Source organism: Pseudoalteromonas sp. NZS71_1, from assembly GCF_015864305.1.
GTDB classification, from domain to species: Bacteria; Pseudomonadota; Gammaproteobacteria; order Enterobacterales; family Alteromonadaceae; genus Pseudoalteromonas; species Pseudoalteromonas arctica.
The window spans coordinates 230,390-248,124 of record NZ_JADYXM010000004.1 but is presented as its reverse complement, the minus strand read 5'-3'; the positions used below and the strand labels follow the sequence as shown (position 1 = coordinate 248,124).

The 17,735-nt window shown below is 39.7% G+C and carries 14 protein-coding genes; 8 read left to right on the top strand and 6 right to left on the bottom strand.

What is annotated here, in order from left to right:
* Positions 1–415: 415 nt before the first annotated feature.
* Genes I6F43_RS08725 through trpA form a run of 6 tightly spaced genes read left to right on the top strand, consistent with a single transcriptional unit; the run spans position 416 to position 7,004 of the window.
* The gene (locus I6F43_RS08725) at positions 416–1,984 is read left to right on the top strand and encodes an anthranilate synthase component 1 (RefSeq protein WP_007582499.1); all 1,569 of its coding nucleotides are present in this window, start codon (positions 416–418) and stop codon (positions 1,982–1,984) included.
* Between the two features lies 1 nt (position 1,985).
* Complete coding sequence (locus I6F43_RS08720; RefSeq protein WP_197101908.1) at positions 1,986–2,588, top strand: aminodeoxychorismate/anthranilate synthase component II; 603 nt, start codon at positions 1,986–1,988, stop codon at positions 2,586–2,588.
* Between the two features lie 11 nt (positions 2,589–2,599).
* Complete coding sequence (trpD, locus tag I6F43_RS08715) at positions 2,600–3,637, top strand: anthranilate phosphoribosyltransferase (RefSeq protein ID WP_197101906.1); 1,038 nt, start codon at positions 2,600–2,602, stop codon at positions 3,635–3,637.
* A complete protein-coding gene (trpCF, locus tag I6F43_RS08710; protein WP_197101904.1) occupies positions 3,630–4,994 on the top strand; it encodes a bifunctional indole-3-glycerol-phosphate synthase TrpC/phosphoribosylanthranilate isomerase TrpF in 1,365 nt (454 codons plus the stop codon). Before trpD ends, trpCF begins: the two co-directional genes overlap by 8 nt.
* Positions 4,995–5,001: 7 nt before the next feature.
* Positions 5,002–6,186: a tryptophan synthase subunit beta gene (trpB, locus tag I6F43_RS08705; RefSeq protein WP_010554212.1), complete on the top strand. Its 1,185-nt coding sequence runs from the start codon at positions 5,002–5,004 to the stop codon at positions 6,184–6,186.
* Positions 6,183–7,004: a tryptophan synthase subunit alpha gene (gene trpA, locus I6F43_RS08700; RefSeq protein WP_197101896.1), complete on the top strand. Its 822-nt coding sequence runs from the start codon at positions 6,183–6,185 to the stop codon at positions 7,002–7,004. Before trpB ends, trpA begins: the two co-directional genes overlap by 4 nt.
* A 107-nt stretch (positions 7,005–7,111) precedes the next feature.
* Here trpA and I6F43_RS08695 read toward each other — a convergent pair whose 3' ends face one another.
* Together I6F43_RS08695 and I6F43_RS08690 are read right to left on the bottom strand one after the other, a co-directional pair.
* Positions 7,112–7,690: a type 1 glutamine amidotransferase domain-containing protein gene (locus I6F43_RS08695; protein WP_007582489.1), complete on the bottom strand. Its 579-nt coding sequence runs from the start codon at positions 7,688–7,690 to the stop codon at positions 7,112–7,114.
* Positions 7,691–8,154: 464 nt separating this feature from the next.
* A complete protein-coding gene (locus I6F43_RS08690; protein WP_007375441.1) occupies positions 8,155–8,424 on the bottom strand; it encodes an HU family DNA-binding protein in 270 nt (89 codons plus the stop codon).
* Positions 8,425–8,615: 191 nt separating this feature from the next.
* On the opposite strand from I6F43_RS08690, the gene I6F43_RS08685 reads away from it, so the two are divergent.
* Complete coding sequence (locus I6F43_RS08685) at positions 8,616–9,191, top strand: inner membrane-spanning protein YciB (protein WP_197101894.1); 576 nt, start codon at positions 8,616–8,618, stop codon at positions 9,189–9,191.
* 89 nt (positions 9,192–9,280) lie between these two features.
* Positions 9,281–9,922, top strand: coding sequence for a CPBP family intramembrane glutamic endopeptidase (locus I6F43_RS08680; RefSeq protein ID WP_197101891.1), 642 nt, complete (start codon positions 9,281–9,283; stop codon positions 9,920–9,922).
* A 78-nt stretch (positions 9,923–10,000) separates the two neighbouring features.
* Here I6F43_RS08680 and I6F43_RS08675 read toward each other — a convergent pair whose 3' ends face one another.
* The 4 genes from I6F43_RS08675 to prpF form a co-directional block, all read right to left on the bottom strand.
* Complete coding sequence (locus tag I6F43_RS08675; protein ID WP_197101889.1) at positions 10,001–11,881, bottom strand: hypothetical protein; 1,881 nt, start codon at positions 11,879–11,881, stop codon at positions 10,001–10,003.
* 9 nt (positions 11,882–11,890) lie between these two features.
* Positions 11,891–12,982 (bottom strand): hypothetical protein, encoded by a 1,092-nt coding sequence (locus I6F43_RS08670; RefSeq protein ID WP_197101887.1) that lies wholly within the window; start codon positions 12,980–12,982, stop codon positions 11,891–11,893.
* 62 nt (positions 12,983–13,044) lie between these two features.
* A complete protein-coding gene (locus I6F43_RS08665) occupies positions 13,045–16,077 on the bottom strand; it encodes a hypothetical protein (protein ID WP_197101885.1) in 3,033 nt (1,010 codons plus the stop codon).
* A 482-nt stretch (positions 16,078–16,559) separates the two neighbouring features.
* Positions 16,560–17,726 (bottom strand): 2-methylaconitate cis-trans isomerase PrpF, encoded by a 1,167-nt coding sequence (gene prpF, locus I6F43_RS08660; RefSeq protein WP_197101883.1) that lies wholly within the window; start codon positions 17,724–17,726, stop codon positions 16,560–16,562.
* Positions 17,727–17,735 lie beyond the last annotated feature (9 nt).

Sequence of the window (17,735 nt, the reverse complement as noted above, 5' to 3'; positions counted from 1 at the left end):
CAACTTTTTTGACTAAATTGTTTTAAATAAACACTTGACACAAAAGCATAAGATACGTTTTACTGTAGCCACTTTCAGACACATTAGAATTAACAATAATGATCAATTCAAACTTAAACACTATTTGGTGGTGGCACTCGTAATTATCGGGTGATGAATTGTCGTGTCTAACAAAAATTCAAAACCCGCAACTATGCGGGTTTTTTTATAACTAAATTTTACGAAACGTATACGTTAAAAATATTTAATAAATTTTGAGGCAGAAAAACATGAATAACGGTCTTACTCTTACACATCGTTGGTGGTGGCGCCTGATATAGCGGGACGGTAATGATCTGTTTGTAATTTAGATATCGTTATTCAAACCCCGCATTGCTAAAGCATTGCGGGGTTTAATTTTTTGAGGGAATGAGGTTTGATTTTTAGTCATATAACTACCACACCAGGCGAAGTAACAAGCATTACGCAAGTACGCGACTATATTAGTAGTCCTCTTGCATTATACGCGGCACTTGATAAGCCTAACTCACTACTGCTTGAATCGGCTGAGATTGATTCTAAAGACAGTGTTAAAAGTTTAATTTTAGTCGACTGTGCCCTGCGCATCGTATGCCAAGGTAAAACAGTTACTATTACTGCTCAATCTAATAATGGGCAACAGCTTCTAAGCTACTTGCAGGCAAATGTTAAAAGCTGTGATGCCACTTTAGACGGCGCAACACTTACCCTGTGTTATTTAGACACTAGCGGCGATACTGACGAAGCGAGTAAACTAATTGCAGATAACGCATTTAGCGCTCTGAGAACTTGTATTAACAGTATTAAAAGCACAACTAACAATCCATTTTCGTTATTTTTAGGCGGTGTATTTGCCTACGATATGGTAGCAAACTTTGAGCAGTTAAGTGATGTACCTGATGGCGAAAACACCTGCCCAGATTACGTATTTTATTTAGCCGAAACCTTAGTTGTTATTGATCATCAAAAACAAACAACCGAACTCATTGGTAATGTATTTAACGGCCCAGACGTACACGCTAACTGCTTTGAAGTAGGTAAAGAGCTAGAGCGCTTAAATACGCTGTGCGATAACGCTTCAGAATTTAGTGCGGATATGCAAAGTGGCGAATGTGAGGTAAGCGTTGATATTGACGATGACACTTACTGCGAGCAAGTGGTTAAGCTTAAAAAGAATATTGTAGACGGTGATATTTTTCAGGTAGTGCCATCGCGTACATTTTCACTACCTTGTCCTGACGCTTTGCATGCTTATAGCCAGCTTAAAAAGCAAAACCCAAGTCCGTATATGTTTTATATGCGCGATGAAGACTTTGCTTTATTTGGCGCATCGCCTGAATCAGCACTTAAATACACAGTGCAATCTCAGCAAGTTGAAGTATACCCAATTGCTGGCACTCGCCCACGTGGCAAATTTGCTAATGGGCAAATAAACCCAGACCTAGACAGCCGCATTGAACTTGAACTTAGAAACGATCAAAAAGAGCGCGCCGAGCATTTAATGCTTGTCGATTTAGCCCGTAACGACGTAGCACGTATTAGTGTTGCAGGTACTCGTTTTGCCAAAGAGCTATTAAAAGTAGACCGCTATTCACAAGTAATGCATTTAGTGTCACGCGTTGTTGGCACACTAAAACCCGAGCTTGATGCACTGCATGCGTACCAAGCGTGTATGAACATGGGCACGCTTGTTGGTGCACCAAAGGTTCGTGCTGCTGAGCTTGTTCGTCAAACTGAAGGTAAACGCCGTGGCAGCTATGGCGGCGCAGTAGGTTACTTAACCGGTGATGGCGCAATGGATAGCTGTATTGTTATTCGCTCAGCTTTTGTTAAAAATAATAAAGCGTATGTGCAAGCCGGTGCCGGTGTGGTGTTTGACTCAGATCCTATTTCAGAAGCAAACGAAACTCGCGCTAAAGCACAAGCGGTTATCACCGCCATAAAATCTACGTATAAGGCGGTATAAAATGAGCAAAGTAAATCCTATTAAAATCTATTTTTTAGATAACTTTGACTCATTTACATATAACCTTGTTGATGAGCTAACGATGCTTGGCTGCGAACTGGTTGTTTACAGAAACAACATTAGCGCTGAGGTTATTTTTAACAAAATGCGCCAAGAGCAAGGCCAAGTGCTATTAGTACTTTCGCCAGGCCCTGGAACACCAAGCGATGCTGGCTGTTTAATGGAGCTTATTGAGCTCTCTAAAGGCCACTTCCCAATGCTAGGCATTTGTTTAGGCCAACAAGCATTAACACAAAGTTACGGTGGAGTAATCGGTCACGCGGGTGAAACCGTACATGGTAAGTCTTCAATTATTAATTTAGGCGAGCACCCTGTATTTGATGGTATGGGAAATACAATGCCTGTGGCACGTTACCATTCATTAATGGCAACAAAAGTGCCTGATAATATTGAGGTTATTGCCCAGTACGAAGATATCCCTATGGCTATTTATCATCATGATGACAACGCATTGGGTTACCAGTTTCATCCAGAATCAATACTAACGCCAAACGGCGCAATGCTACTTCAGCAAAGTGTCGCTTACTTAACACGCGCTAAATAAAAGAGGACATTATGAGTACACAACCAGAACAACCCATAAATGTTCAACACGCTATTGAGCAACTAATTACGGGGCAATCATTAAGCTACGCAGACGCCAAAGCGCTTTTTGATGAAATAATGCAAGGTAACATGAGTGAAATTGAGCTAACCGCCCTACTTATAAGCCTTAAAATTAAAGGCGAAGTAAGCGACGAGATTGCAGGCGCTGCAGCCTCAATGCGCGAAAACGCCGTTGCTTTTACTACCAGCAGTACGCAACTTGCCGATAGCTGTGGCACTGGTGGCGATGGCTCAAACACAATTAATATAAGTACAACGGCTGCAATTGTTGCCGCTGCTGCTGGTATTAACATGGTAAAACATGGTAATCGCAGTGTATCGAGTAATTCAGGCTCAGCCGATTTACTCAAAGCCCTGGGCATTAATATAGATATGAGCCCAGAGCAAGCAGCAAAATGTCTTGAGCAAACCAATTTTACCTTTTTGTTTGCACCGCACTATCACAGTGGCGTACGCCATGCGATGGGCGTACGAACATCGCTTAAAACACGCACTATTTTTAATATTTTAGGTCCGCTTGCTAACCCTGCAGCACCTGAAGTGCAATTACTCGGCGTCTATAACGAAGCGTTGTGTATGCCAATGGCACAAACACTTAAAACCCTTGGCACAAAGCGCGCTATGATTGTTCACGGCTCGGGCACTGACGAAATAGCCCTACACGGCCCAACAACGGTAGTTGAGCTAAATAATGGCGAGATTACGCAGTACACACTAAACCCAATCGACTTCGACCTTGCAAACTATTCACTTGAACAACTCGCTGGTGAAGGCCCACAATACAATGCAAATGCTAGCCTCGCCATCTTGCAAGGCAAAGGCACAGATGCACATAATGCTGCTATTGTGGTTAACGTCGCTGCCCTTTTATACCTAACAGGTAAAGCAGAAACGTTAAAAGAAGGGGCAAAACAAGTACAAACATTATTAAGTTCAGGGCAAGCCATGAACACACTAAGTGCAATTATTGAGGTAAGTAATGGCTAATGTATTAGACAAAATTGTTGCTGATAAAAAATTAGAACTAATTGAAAGAAAAGCTGCACGTCCGCTTGAAAGCTTTAAGCATCTTGCAGTGCCTACAAGCCGTAGTTTTTATAAAGCACTTGCAGCACCTGGCACTCAGTTTATTTTAGAGTGTAAAAAAGCATCGCCTTCAAAAGGGTTAATTAGAGAGCCTTTTGATTTAACTGAAATTACTTCAGTTTATAAAAAATATGCTACCTGCATGAGTGTGTTAACTGATGCTAAATATTTTCAAGGCAGTTTTGACTATCTTGAATTTGTGCGCAGCCAAGTAGAACAACCGCTTATCTGTAAAGACTTTTTTATAGATGAGTACCAAGTATATATGGCGCGTATTTATGGCGGTGACGCTATATTACTGATGCTTTCGGTACTCGATGACGAGAGCTATAAGGCACTGCACGCTGTTGCCGATTCACTTAATATGTCGGTATTAACCGAAGTAAGTAATGAAGAAGAAGTACACCGTGCACTTGCGCTTGATGCACAAATTATTGGTATTAATAACCGCGATTTACGCGATTTAAGCACCGACTTAGCCACTACTGAAAAACTACGAAAGCTTATTCCGGCTGATAAAGTGGTTATTTCGGAATCGGGTATTTACACCCATCAAGACGTAAAACGTTTAGCTCCTCTATGCGATGGCTTTTTAATTGGCAGCTCACTTATGGGCGAGCGTGATTTAGAGCAAGCATGTCGCCGTGTTATTTTAGGTGACAATAAAGTATGTGGTTTAACACGTAGCCAAGATGCACAAGCGGCATATCAAAACGGTGCTGTTTATGGTGGTTTAATTTTTCATCCTAAATCGCCTCGCTATGTCGATTTAGATTGTGCAATAGAGCTGAGCCAAAGCGCACTACTTAACTTTGTTGGTGTGTTTGTCGATGCTCCAATTGAGCAAGTTGCTCAATACGCAAGTGTGCTAAAATTGGCGGCAGTTCAATTACATGGTCAAGAAAGTGACGATTACATCGCCGCTTTGCGTACACAGTTACCAACCGGCTGCGAAATTTGGAAAGCACAGGCAATAAAAGATGCATTGCCAACGCCTGTAAATGGGGTTGATCGTCATCTTTACGATACACATAGCGACACTCAAGCTGGCGGTACAGGTAAAGCATTTGATTGGTCGGTGCTTAGCGGCGCAACTACACCATTTATGCTCGCTGGAGGCTTAAATCCAGACAATATTAAAGATGCGCTTTTTAAAGGTGCCTTAGGCCTTGATTTAAACTCAGGCGTTGAAGAATCTGCGGGTAAAAAGTGCCCTAACAAATTACATAATGCTTTCACAAGCATCAGAAATTATTGAGGTTAAAATGCAAAATCCAGCTTATTTTGGCGAGTTTGGCGGTATGTTTGTACCCGAGTTACTTGTCCCTGCGCTTAAGCAGTTAGAAAACGAATTTAACAAAGCACAAAAAGATCCTGAGTTTCAGGCAGAGCTAAGTAAATTATTAAACGAGTATGCGGGTCGTCCTACCCCACTTACTTTAACGCGCAATTTAGTTAAAAACCCAAAAGTAAAACTGTATCTAAAGCGTGAAGACTTACTACACGGCGGCGCGCACAAAACAAACCAAGTGCTTGGTCAGGCGTTACTTACTAAGCGCATGGGTAAAAAACAAGTTATTGCTGAAACCGGTGCCGGTCAACACGGTGTTGCAACCGCGCTTGCATGTGCATTACTGGGTTTAAAGTGTCGTATTTATATGGGCGCAAAAGACGTTGAACGTCAGCAACCAAACGTATTTAGAATGAAGTTAATGGGCGCAGAGGTTATTCCGGTAACAGCGGGTTCTGGCACATTAAAAGATGCAGTAAATGAAGCGCTGCGTGACTGGTCAGCAAACTACCAAGACGCACATTACCTTCTAGGTACAGCTGCGGGTCCTCACCCATTCCCAACAATTGTACGCGAGTATCAAAAAATTATTGGTGAAGAAGCTAAGCAACAAGTACTTAAAGCAGAAGGTCGTTTACCTGACGCTGTTATTGCCTGTGTTGGTGGTGGTTCAAACGCAATTGGTATGTTTACTGACTTTATTGACGAGCCAGGCGTTAAATTAATTGGTGTTGAGCCTGCTGGTAAAGGTCTTGATACAAATGAGCACGGTGCAACAATTTGTAAAGGCACAAAAGGCATATTACACGGTACTTATACGTACATTATGCAAAATGACGATGGCCAAATTGAAGAGTCTTACTCTGTATCAGCGGGCCTTGATTACCCAGCTGTTGGTCCTCAGCATGCATTTTTACACGAAACTGGTCGCGCTCAATACGTTGGTATTACCGATACAGAAGCGCTTGATGCGTTTCAATCGCTTGCTAAAAATGAAGGGATTATTCCGGCACTTGAATCAAGCCATGCGTTAGCTTATGCGCTTAAGTACGCAGAGGAGCTAACTGAGGAGAGTGTTATAGTTATTAATTTAAGTGGTCGTGGCGATAAAGATTTAGCACACGTTCACAATGTACTAACTGAAAGAGGTCAGCTATGAGCCAAGTAAAAACGGATCGTTACGGCAAAATGTTTGCAGCGCTTAACGAGCAAAAACAAGGTGCGTTTGTACCATTTGTAACGATTGGCGACCCAGGTAAAGAGCAAAGTATTGCGATTATTAAAAGCCTAATTGACGGCGGCGCTGATGCGCTTGAGCTTGGTATTCCGTTTTCGGACCCAATTGCAGATGGACCAGTAATACAAAAAGCTAATATTCGTGCCCTCAATGTGCACATTAACACACAAGATTGCTTTGATATTATTAAAGAAATACGTGAGTATAATGCCGATATTCCTATTGGCTTATTACTGTATTCAAACCTTGTGTTTAAACGCGGTATTGAAGCATTTTATAAAGATGCAAAAGCGGTAGGCGTAGACTCAATTTTAGTGGCTGATGTGCCTTTACATGAATCTAAAATGTTTAGAAAGTCAGCAATGGATAACGGTGTAGACCCAATTTTTATTGCAACACCTAATGCCGATGATGACACACTTCGCCAATGTGCCTCTTACGGTCGTGGTTACACGTATTTACTATCGCGCGCAGGTGTTACCGGTACCGATACTAAAGCACAAATGCCTGCTGGTAATATTGTTACTAAATTAAAAGAATACCATGCAGCCCCTGCTCTTTTAGGGTTTGGTATTTCAACGCCAGATGATGTAAAAGCGGCTCTTAATGCAGGAGCAGCCGGTGCTATTTCAGGTTCTGCCGTGGTTAAAATTATTGAAGCTAACCTTAATGATTTACCTGTAATGACCGCGCAGCTAAAAGCTTTTGTAGCCGATATGAAAGCAGCTACATCGCTATAATCTAACTAGGGCGTGTTTTATACGCATTAAAAAAGGGCATTTAAAATGCCCTTTTTTGTTTTTAAAATCAAACGCTGTATCAATATCCAAACGTTTTAAAAAGAAAATTAGTGAGCTTGGTGTTTACCCTCTAAAATCTCTTCAATAAATTTAGCATTAAATGCTTCTAAATCAGCTGGGCTTCGGCTCGTTACTAAGCCTTTATCTACACATACTTCTTGGTCAACCCAATTGGCACCTGCATTAATTAAATCGCTTTTAATACTTGGAAAAGAGGTAATGGTACGGTCACGCAGTTTATTAATTTCAGCTAGTAACCACGGTGCATGGCAAATTGCAGCAACGGGTTTATTTTTTTCTGCGCCAAAAAAGCCATCAATAAAGGCTTTAGCATCTTTATCTTGACGTAAACTGTCTGGGTTAAATAAACCACCAGGAAGCATAAGCGCGTCGTAATCGGCGGGGTCTGCGTTTGTGACTAGTTTATCTACTGTTACTTTATCGCCCCACTTGTCTTCATCCCAGCCCGTAATTTGGCCTTCTTTAATTGATACTATTTCGATGTTTGCACCAGCATCAAGTAATGCGCTGCGTGGAGATAAAAGCTCACTTTGCTCAAATCCATCAGTGGCTAAAATTGCAATTTTTTTGCCTTGTAAACGTGTGCTTGTTTGTAATGTACTCATTGAGATCTCCTTATATTATACCAACCTGCATAAATCTTTGAGCAATTTAACGAATTAAATCGCACTATAACGTCGTTAAAAACCTTTCATTTAGAACAACTAAATACGAAAAATTTTTGCCTAGTTCTAGCGTGATTTTCTTAACGCTCAATAGACCCCATATATAAGCAGATTGGTATTGTTTAAAAATATGTTCGAAACACACAGTTAAACAGCATAATGCATGCCGATAACAAGCAATTGAAAATAAAGGATTTAATGTAAGTGGGATTTATAATGCCATGTAAATCATTTAGAGATTATGAATAATCTACATAGGTGCGAATTTATTTCCAGCTCATATAATTTAAAGCCACCAAACGCGAGGTATAAAACCTCACCTACAACATATACCCGTAGGTGCGAATTTACTTCGCGCTCATGTAACTTATCTATCAATACGGGGTTTAAAACCTTAAATAGAATTAAAGTAGATCTTTTAACGCTTTAGCAGGCTTAAAAACCGCTTTATTAGCGCCTTCTATTTCAATTGCAGCACCTGTTTGCGGGTTACGTCCAGTACGCGCTGGGTAATAACTTAGTGCAAACGTACCAAAGCCATTTATTTGAACCTGATCACCCTCAGAAAGCGATTTAGTAATTACTTTTTGCAAGCTTGAAAGCGCCGCTTGAGAATCTTTTTTTGTTAATTCACTTTTGTGTGCAATGGCAGCAACGAGTTCTGCTTTATTCATTTTAGGCTCCTAAATACACGCCAAATCAGTGTTGGTTAAGCGTGGGAATATGATGATATAAAAAATACCAAACCAAATTGGCAATAAAGCCACGCAGGCTAAGGGTTACAGGGCAACAAGTCAACCTTGTAGTTGCTAAGCTTTATGTGGTAAAAAGCCTTTGACTCTTTTTTGTATAATTTAGGTAAGCTATGCACGCATTAATTGAATACATCCCACTCATACTGTTTTTTGCAGTTTTTAAGCTAGTCGATATCTACTGGGCTACCGGTTTATTAATGGCCACTACGCTCATTCAAGTTGCTTATAGCTACTTTAAACATGGCTCTGTGCCAACTCGTCAATGGATATTTTTTGGCATTGCTGCTGTGTTTGGTACGTTAACGCTGGTACTTCATGATGAGCAATACATAAAATGGAAAGCAACACTCATATACGCAGGTTTAAGCTTAACGTTACTTGTTAGCCGTTATGCACTTAAAAAAAATCTAGTTAAAAAAGCGCTTAGTTCAATTCTCGAAAACGCTAACGATACAAAACAAGCTATTGTTGTTCCAGAGCCATTATGGGATAAGCTTAACTTAATGTGGGTTGCTATTACTGCTGGTATCGCTGGGCTGAATATTTATATTGCGTATAACTTTTCGCTCGACTTTTGGGTCAACTTTAAAGTATTTGGTTTAATGGGTATTACCTTTGTGAGTATTTTTGCCACTATTATTGCCTTGTACAAATACCTACCTAGTGAAGAAGAACCTGCAAAATAATTTTATAGATCACTTTGTAGATTACTAATCTCGTCATAAAAATGTCGTCTTAGCTTGATAGCTTATTAAAAAAACAAGTTGAGACGACCTTGAACGCCAATCAATATCGCTGGTTTGAATTTACCCTTATTTTTGTATTACTCCCCTTGTTGGGTTTTGGATTACGCGAGCATTTAGCTAACTGGCTTATTCCTGCGCTTATTATTTTAATGAGCGTGTGTTGTATGTTGCTACTGGGCGATCCCCACTTTAAACGTTTTAGGCTTACAAGCCTTGGGCAATTTTCTGCTGTTAAAAAACGTGTGTTTAGCTTCTTTTTTTTAGGTGCGCTGTTCTCGGGTATGTTTTACGGGATTATTCATCAGGGCAACTGGTTTACCCTTCCCCGCAACTCGTTTAATGATTGGCTTTTACTGTTGTTGCTCTACCCAATACTGTCGGTTATTCCTCAAGAGTTAATATTCAGAACGTATTTTTTTCATCGTTATAAACGCATCATGCCCAAAAAAGCAGTGCGTATTGTAGTTAGTGCAAGTGTATTTGCGTTGGCGCATATTGTGTATGCAAATTGGATTGCAGTAGGTTTAGCATTTTTAGGTGGCTTACTGTTTGCCTATACCTATGCACAAAGCCGCTCAACCGTCGTGTGTGTTATTGAGCATAGTTTATGGGGGATATGGATGTTTACACTCGGGATCGGCAGCTACCTTGATTCAGGCGCATTTAACTAATATAACAAGCATTAAAAAATCCGATACCAGAAAACTAATATCGGATTTTGAATATTTCTAAAACCACTTAACTAATGGTTAAAATAACGATTCAAACTCACCATTTGGAAATAAAACACCAGGAATACCACGTACTGCAGTAACATCAGCTAGTTTAGTATCACCAAAATATAAACCGCCACTGTAATTACGGCCCTTTTGCTTTACATCTAACCAACGTCCATTTTCGCCTTTCGCTATTAGATTAATGTTGCCACTAACATCACGAATACGTAAATCTAACGCACGGTTTTTTATGCTAACAAATATATCTGTAGAGGTAAGTTCTGATAAGTTTTCAACATCGCCCACGTAAGCAAACTTAAAATCGCTTGCACCACTCAACGGAAAATCTAATTCAAAAGTAAATGCTAAATCATCGTTGTCTTCACCAATAAAAGGCGAAGCCTCTACTGCTGTGATATGAAATGCAGTGTTTTGAATGTCACTTACGTAATCACCATTAAAATCAAAAGTAGATAACGTCGTAGACTCTTCACCTAATGAATTAACAAAACGATTTAAGTTTAGTGATAAATCGCCTTCAAGTTTACCAGCGGCTTTATTGATAATTACATTGGTAGTTACCTGTGTAATACCTGTGTCGGCTTCTGGATTTAATTCACTTTGAGCATCTATGCCATCAAACTGAATTAGCAACTCACTTACATCAACACTTAATACCGTAGCACCATTTGTGATCGTTGCGCTCATTATACCTTCAATTTTATTACCTAATACACCACTTACTCTAAATGTTGGAATTGATAAATCAATTGTTATAGGTAACTCATCATATGTGCCAGTTATAGCCCAAGTATAAGGTGATTGGCTGTAATCAATATCTAAGTCACGAAGTTTATACTGTCCTGATGGTGTAGAGCCATCAGCTAGTGGTGAATAATTTGTAATAACTTCGTTTAAAGCATTAGTAAGTGCATCAAGGGTTCTTTGTGTGTCTTCATCAAACGCATCTTCAAGCTCAGCAAATTTTACGTCTAATTCATCTGAATAGCTTTTTTCTTGAAGTCTTGCAGCACCTATAATATTTCGTGTATCAACAAGTAACTCTCTAGAATCTAAGCTTTGAACTTCTGTTGAGCGAGCCTGCCAATTTATAAATGTAGTTACACTTGCGATCGTTTGCTTAACTTGACCTGCAACGTTTGGTAGTAATCCATTACCTTGGTCGCTAAATAAGTTATCTGTAACATACTGCGCTGCTAAATCGCTATAATCTTCCCATGCCTGTTGGTCAGTCTCTGAGTTAGTAAATGCATTAAAAGCACTTTCAACACTAAACGTACTATCAGCAACACCAGCTAAAATTGCTGCGTAAGTAAATGCATTAGTAACCATTTCTGCTTCAACACTTGCATTTAAATTGCTGTGCGTTAAATGATAAAAAGGCGTGGCTGATAAACTAGCTTGCGTAGCACTAAAGCCTTCATCTGTAATTGCTTTACTCAATGGCGATAAATAAACCGTATTTACACCTGGTGCACTAAATGCATCTGCTTTGTAATTAAGAGTAACGGCTGTCAATTCTTGGTAGTCTATTAAACGGTTTGCGTTTAAGTCATTTACATCACCACGAACTGTTCTGCCACAACCTGTAAAGCGAGGACAAGGTAGAGCAGTATCACTCGGTATAAACTCAAAACTATTAAAAGTAAGTGGAGTTACACTTACACTCGCAGTATTGATGTTTTCAACTTCAATTGATTCTTGCACCACCCCGTCGCTATCTAAAACATTAAGCGTGCCCTGTGGTGATTGCCAATTAGATACATAAAAACTCACAGAAGAAGATGTAGCAATCTCACTCACTGCAACAGACTCTGAACTGTCACTGTCTGATGAAGAACCACAACCTACCAATGCAATAGCTACCCCTAAGGGTATAATTTGTTTTAACATCTTCATTCCTTAAAACTTAATGTTCACGTACCAATTCACATTAGCATAATAGGCTTTATCTAAATCTAGGCTATCAGTTTGTAAATTAAGACCAAAATACTCGTTTTCTATACCAACTAAAAATGCTTCACTTTTTGTCTCATAGCCTGCCTGTACTCTCCAATGATCCCAAAAGTGTATACGGCCTTTTAATTGGCTGAACGTGTCTTTGTCGTAACGTTTTAAAGTTAACTGAGTCGAAAATCGGTCGTTTATTCTGTAATCGGCAAATGCTTGTAGTCGCATTTCCATTTCTAAATCATGAGATACCGTATTTCCAAATGCAGATGTTTTTAATGAAACTGTTGGCTGAGTAATAATATCGCCGTTGTCATCTTCGCTAAATGGAATTTCAGTAGTTTGACCTTTTACGGAGCCACTGTCTTCATACTCTGTTTTATAAAGCAAATCTTTTACGCTAAAGCCAACCTGAAGCTCATCGTTTACTTGCCAATCAGCAAAAATATCTAGGCTATAGCCAAGCCCTTCAGGTTTTTGTGAAGGTGAAAACTTTTTAAATAATATGTCTTTTGAAAAGTTGTAATCAACCGTTACAGCGCCTTCAACTTCATCACTATAAATTTCACCATTTACAGTGGCATCTTGATAGTGCGAGCTGGCAAAAACAGAAAGTTTAGGTGTTATTGTTAATGCATGTTTATCTAAAAATTTAAAATCATAAGATACAAATACACCGTTAGACGTTGCTTGTTTAGCATCAAGGTAATATGTATAAAATCTATCTTCAAACTCTAAATCATTTTTTTCGGTATGAGTGTATTTAGCTGTATCAGGATCAAAGTTAAGAACATAGTCGTAACGACTTTGTAAACCTACCTTAAAATTACCGTAGCCAACACCTACTTCAAATATATTATAGGTAAATGCACTGTCACCCGATTTTAATGGAGCATCAAAATCATCTACAAAAGCTTGTACTGGTTGTGCTTCTGTATAAATTTCTGCGTCAAAGTGGGTAAAAATTTGAAATTGGTTATCTGCGGAAGCAAGAGGAGAAATAAAAGCTGTTGAAAATCCTAACAAGAGAATTTTTTTTTTCATAATTTAATCGCTTTCTATAAAAAAAGGGAAAAGCGCTGCTTTCCCCTTTTATAGTTTAAATATTACTTAGATGAATCAATTAAATCAACATCAGCGTAATCAACTACGTCACCATCAATGTAAGTAATTGAAAGACCGTTTGTTGTTTTAGCTGCAGTACCAAAAGACATCATCATCTCATTGTACATAGCCATAACGTCACCAGTGTAACCTGCACTTTCATTACCAGTAATAGACAACGTGTAACCCATTGCATTATTTACAGTAATATCTAGAGCACTTGTCTCTTCCATATCACTATCAATAAATGTAGCCATTACTTTAAAGTCTACATCACCAGAAACACCTTCTAATGTAATAGAACCTGAATCTGTTGCATCATCAGCTGTAATGCTTAACACGCCATCAAAGCCTGAATCGCCATCAACAATTTCAACATGGTTCGACATCTCAGTCATTACAATTTCAGCGTCATCTACATTTTCAGCCGTCACTGCGCCATCAAAAGTAAATACTAAACATGAATCAATTTGAGTTGAATCAATTGTACCAGCGGCAAATTCAACACAATCTGTAAGTGCTTGTGTTTGTGTATCAGCAGTTACAAGCTTAACTGAAGCGTCATTTTCACCTACTAGCGTAGCACCCCAAGCAACAACAAGCTGATTGTCTTGATAAGATGCAGCTGCGCTGATCATCTCACCTGTAGTCGCATTGCTAAGCATTAGCGTAAGATCATCTAAATTATAAGCATAATCCCAATCAGCATTACGAGTTGAAGTACCTGTACCTGAGTTATTACCCATTTCAGCTAATTCATCAATTACGTCGGCAAGAACGTCTGCTGCATCGATAACCGCTTGACCACCAGTGTTAGTAAGCACAGTCATTGTCGCTAAAGACTCTGATGTAGCTTTAACAGAAGTTAGTACTTCAAGTTTTGCAACTGCAGTTTCAGCAGCAAGCTGTAGATTATAAGCTGTTACAAATTGCTCGCTAGCTAGTTCACCTTGAGCTACAGCAGCTGTTTGCATAGCTGTAAGCGCATCAATCATTGCTTGTGCGCCTTCGCCTTCAAGTTCTAGGTAGGCATTAGCAGCAACAAGTGCTTGCTCAATAGCAATTTCAAGTGCATCAACAGCAGCAGCAAAATCAGACGCAGCAGTAACGGCAGTCATTGCAAGCTCTTTTGCTTCAGCAGCGTTTGCAGCAGTATCTACCATTGCATTTTCTGCGTTAGCAAGTGCGCTAGTAGAAGCCGCTTCAGCTGTGTCTGCTACTGATTTTTTCTCATCAGCAACGTCTGCAGTGTCTTCAGCAACTAGTTTTGCAGCAGCAAGAGCCACATCAAACTCTGTAATCGCTGCTTCAGCTTCAGCTACTAGTGCAGCTAGTGCCGCGTCGTATGCAGCGGTGTCAGTTACAGCAACAGATGCATCTGTTTGCAACGACGTTGCAGAATCAAGAACTTGTTGGTAATCAGAGCTTTGAGTAACTAACGCTTTTGCAGCAGTTACATAGCCTTGTGATTTAACAAAAATAGAGTCTGCTTTAGCTGTTAAATCAGCCGTAGTAGCTTCATTTTTCAGTAATGTAACAGCGCTTACAAATGCAGCTGCGTTATCAGCTGTAAGAGCATCGCCACCCATTGCTTGAACATCTGCAAGTGAACTCTGAGCTGTTTCAATGTTCATTTCTAATGCAGTAAGTGCAGTTTGAGAAGCAGTAACTTCTACTGTTAAAGCAGCTGCTAGAGCTGTATAAAAGTCATCTCCAACTGTACATTCTGCACCAGTACAACCAATTACTTCTAGTGCTTTTTTAACTTTTACTGCAGCGGCTGCAAGGCTCGCATCAGTTGCAGCACCATTTTTAACAGCTTTATCTTTAGCAGCTTTTGCTTTTTTAGCAACATCAGCTGAGTTAGCAGCAAATGCAACTATCTCACCAGCAGTAGGAGCTGGAATTTTTGCTGCGAAAGCGGCTTCTAATGCAGTTTTAATGTCATCTTCAGTACCAGTAGCAATGGCAACAAAAACATTTGCAGTATTTGTAATAGCTGTTTGTAACATTGTCGCTATTGCTGCAATGCTAGCATCAGCATTACCTTTAAACTGGCCTGATTTAATACCAGCTTTAATGCTGCTCATTACATCACCAATTGAAGGTAAACCTTGAATTGAAGATGAAAGCTGTGCAATTGCTAAAATACCGTCAGTAAGTTCTTCTTCGCCATCAACATCACTTAAATCTACAGCGCCGCCGTTAGATAAATCACCAATAATAGCTGAAAGTAAAAGTGCAGCGTCTTGACCCATTACTTGTACAACAGTATCTAAGCTTGCTTTAGCAATTGCGTCTTCATCTACACTTGAACCTGAGTCAAGAAGAAGAGCCGCCACTAACGATGTTAAGAAAGTAACATTAGCTTTATAAGAAGCTTCTACATTAGCATCGCCTGCAGAACCACTTACTCCAGATGTATCTGCTTCAACAGCTGGAACAAATTTAACAACTGAAAGCTCTAGGTCAGTTTTGTACCATTCGCCAAACTCAATCGCAGTATCGCCATCATTTACGTCATCTTCTTCTGGCGCTACATCGTAATCGCCACAACCTACGTAAGCATCACAACGTAAAAAGCTATCATCACCTTCTACAGACGTTTTAACAGTAATGTAAACTGGTCCAGTAAAGTCATCATCTAAGTAGATGCTGTAACGGCCGCTTTCATCAGTTAATACTTCAGGGTTAGCAGCAATTTTACTTGCTTCTACTGCAGCATCAGCAGCACTTTGTGATAGTGCTTCTTCAGAAAAAGACTCTGCTTCTGCTGAAGCAGCTGAGCGAAACGCAACAGGAACGCTTTGACCAGATGCATCTAAAGTCATTACAGTTACTACTGCACTTTTCATTGAACCTTTAACTGCTTTACCAGTTACTTCAATGTTGAACTGTGCATCACCTGTTGCAGTAAAAGATTCTACAGGTGTAACAGGAATGTTTCTGTCATTGTCCGAACCACATGCTGTTAAGCCTAATGTAAGTGCAACTGAAGCTGCAATAGGTGTAAATTTGATCGTACGCTTTACCATTTATTTCTCCTTGATAGCCTGGAATGAGTATCAGAAATTAGTTTAGTTGATAGTGGCTTGTGTAAGCTTTTATGTTTAAAAAGCATTAAAAAAGTACACAATCATAACCTTTGTTACCAGAACATTAAAAATACCATTAAGCTATATAGTTATGCTACATATTTATACGTTTTATAGAAGTATTTATCTTTATTCTATGAGCTACTTCTTTATCAGCATCTCTATTATTCAATAACCTATAGACACTCATAAAGAACCAGCACATATTGATACAATATATTCACTTTATTAAATGAATATTACATACAATCTAGTTTGTTAATTATATTCTTCAAGTAAATGCGATGGATGAGAGCTAAAAAAGAGGATAATTCGAAAAATTAATGAAAAAGGATTGTTTATAATGAATGTTAGTAGGTTTTACTTTAGCTAAGCAAACGTTTATAAAACTTGTTTACTTACCTAAAGTAAATGTTTAGTAATTACTGAGGGACTCTTACAACCCCTTCCATTAATACGCGTGCACTTCGGCTCATACTTGCTTTGGTAACTAGCCAGTTGCCAGCATTATTTTTAGCCTCAGCACCTACTTTTAGCGTGCCCGACGGATGACCAAAGTTAACTTCACTCAATGCGCCGCCACCAGCGGCTATATTTACGAGTGTGCCTTCGATTGCTGCAGCCGTGCCAATAGCAACAGCAGCTGTGCCCATCATGGCATGGTGCAGTTTACCCATCGACATAGCACGTACTAGCAAGTTGATATTTGCAGCTTCAATAAGCTTTCCGCTAGATGCTTTGTAATCTAAAGGTAATGCAACAAACGCAACTTTAGGCGTATGTTGGCGAGCTTGCGCTTCACTAATGTTAGTGATTAAGCCCATTTTAACAGCGCCATAAGCACGAATGGTTTCAAGCTTTTCAAGCGCTGCAACATCGTTATTTATATCGTCTTGCAGCTCTGTGCCGGTATAACCAATATCAGTGGCGTTAATAAATATGGTAGGAATACCTGCATTTATCATTGTTGCTTTTAAAGTACCAACACCCGGTACTTCTAAATCATCAGCTACATTACCAGTTGGAAATAACGCACCATCGCCATCAGCGGGGTCAATAAATTCAAGTTTTACTTCAGCTGCAGCAAAAGTAACGCCATCGAGCTCAAAGTCGCCGGTTTCTTGTACTTCGCCATTTGTCATGGGGACATGCACTAATATGCTTTTTTTAATATTAGCCTGCCACACACGCACAATAGCAACACCGTTATTAGGTACTCTGCTTTTATCGACCAAACCATTACTAATGGCAAAAGCACCCACTGCTGAGGTTAAGTTGCCGCAGTTACCGCTCCAATCTACAAAAGGTTTATCTATTGCCACTTGACCAAACAAGTAATCTACATCGTGGTCAGCTTGCTCACTTTTACTTAAGATTACGGTTTTACTGGTACTTGATGTAGCGCCGCCCATGCCATCCGTTTGCTTAGCATACGGATCGGGGCTGCCAATAACACGCAGTAACAAATTATCCCGCGCCTCACCTGCTACTTGAGCAGGCTTTGGCAAATCAGTTAAATTAAAAAACACACCTTTACTGGTGCCGCCACGCATATAGGTTGCAGGCACTTTAATTTGCGGTTTAAACATAATGCTTGC

What these genes read in the sequence shown, in the direction of transcription:
- I6F43_RS08720 (WP_197101908.1), top strand. Translation starts at nt 1,986, where the DNA reads ATGAGCAAAGTAAATCCTATTAAAATCTATTTTTTAGATAACTTTGAC.
- trpD (WP_197101906.1), top strand. Translation starts at nt 2,600, where the DNA reads ATGAGTACACAACCAGAACAACCCATAAATGTTCAACACGCTATTGAG.
- trpCF (WP_197101904.1), top strand. Translation starts at nt 3,630, where the DNA reads ATGGCTAATGTATTAGACAAAATTGTTGCTGATAAAAAATTAGAACTA.
- trpB (WP_010554212.1), top strand. Translation starts at nt 5,002, where the DNA reads ATGCAAAATCCAGCTTATTTTGGCGAGTTTGGCGGTATGTTTGTACCC.
- trpA (WP_197101896.1), top strand. Translation starts at nt 6,183, where the DNA reads ATGAGCCAAGTAAAAACGGATCGTTACGGCAAAATGTTTGCAGCGCTT.
- I6F43_RS08695 (WP_007582489.1), bottom strand. Translation starts at nt 7,690, where the DNA reads ATGAGTACATTACAAACAAGCACACGTTTACAAGGCAAAAAAATTGCA.
- I6F43_RS08690 (WP_007375441.1), bottom strand. Translation starts at nt 8,424, where the DNA reads ATGAATAAAGCAGAACTCGTTGCTGCCATTGCACACAAAAGTGAATTA.
- I6F43_RS08685 (WP_197101894.1), top strand. Translation starts at nt 8,616, where the DNA reads ATGCACGCATTAATTGAATACATCCCACTCATACTGTTTTTTGCAGTT.
- I6F43_RS08675 (WP_197101889.1), bottom strand. Translation starts at nt 11,881, where the DNA reads ATGTTAAAACAAATTATACCCTTAGGGGTAGCTATTGCATTGGTAGGT.
- I6F43_RS08670 (WP_197101887.1), bottom strand. Translation starts at nt 12,982, where the DNA reads ATGAAAAAAAAAATTCTCTTGTTAGGATTTTCAACAGCTTTTATTTCT.
- I6F43_RS08665 (WP_197101885.1), bottom strand. Translation starts at nt 16,077, where the DNA reads ATGGTAAAGCGTACGATCAAATTTACACCTATTGCAGCTTCAGTTGCA.
- prpF (WP_197101883.1), bottom strand. Translation starts at nt 17,726, where the DNA reads ATGTTTAAACCGCAAATTAAAGTGCCTGCAACCTATATGCGTGGCGGC.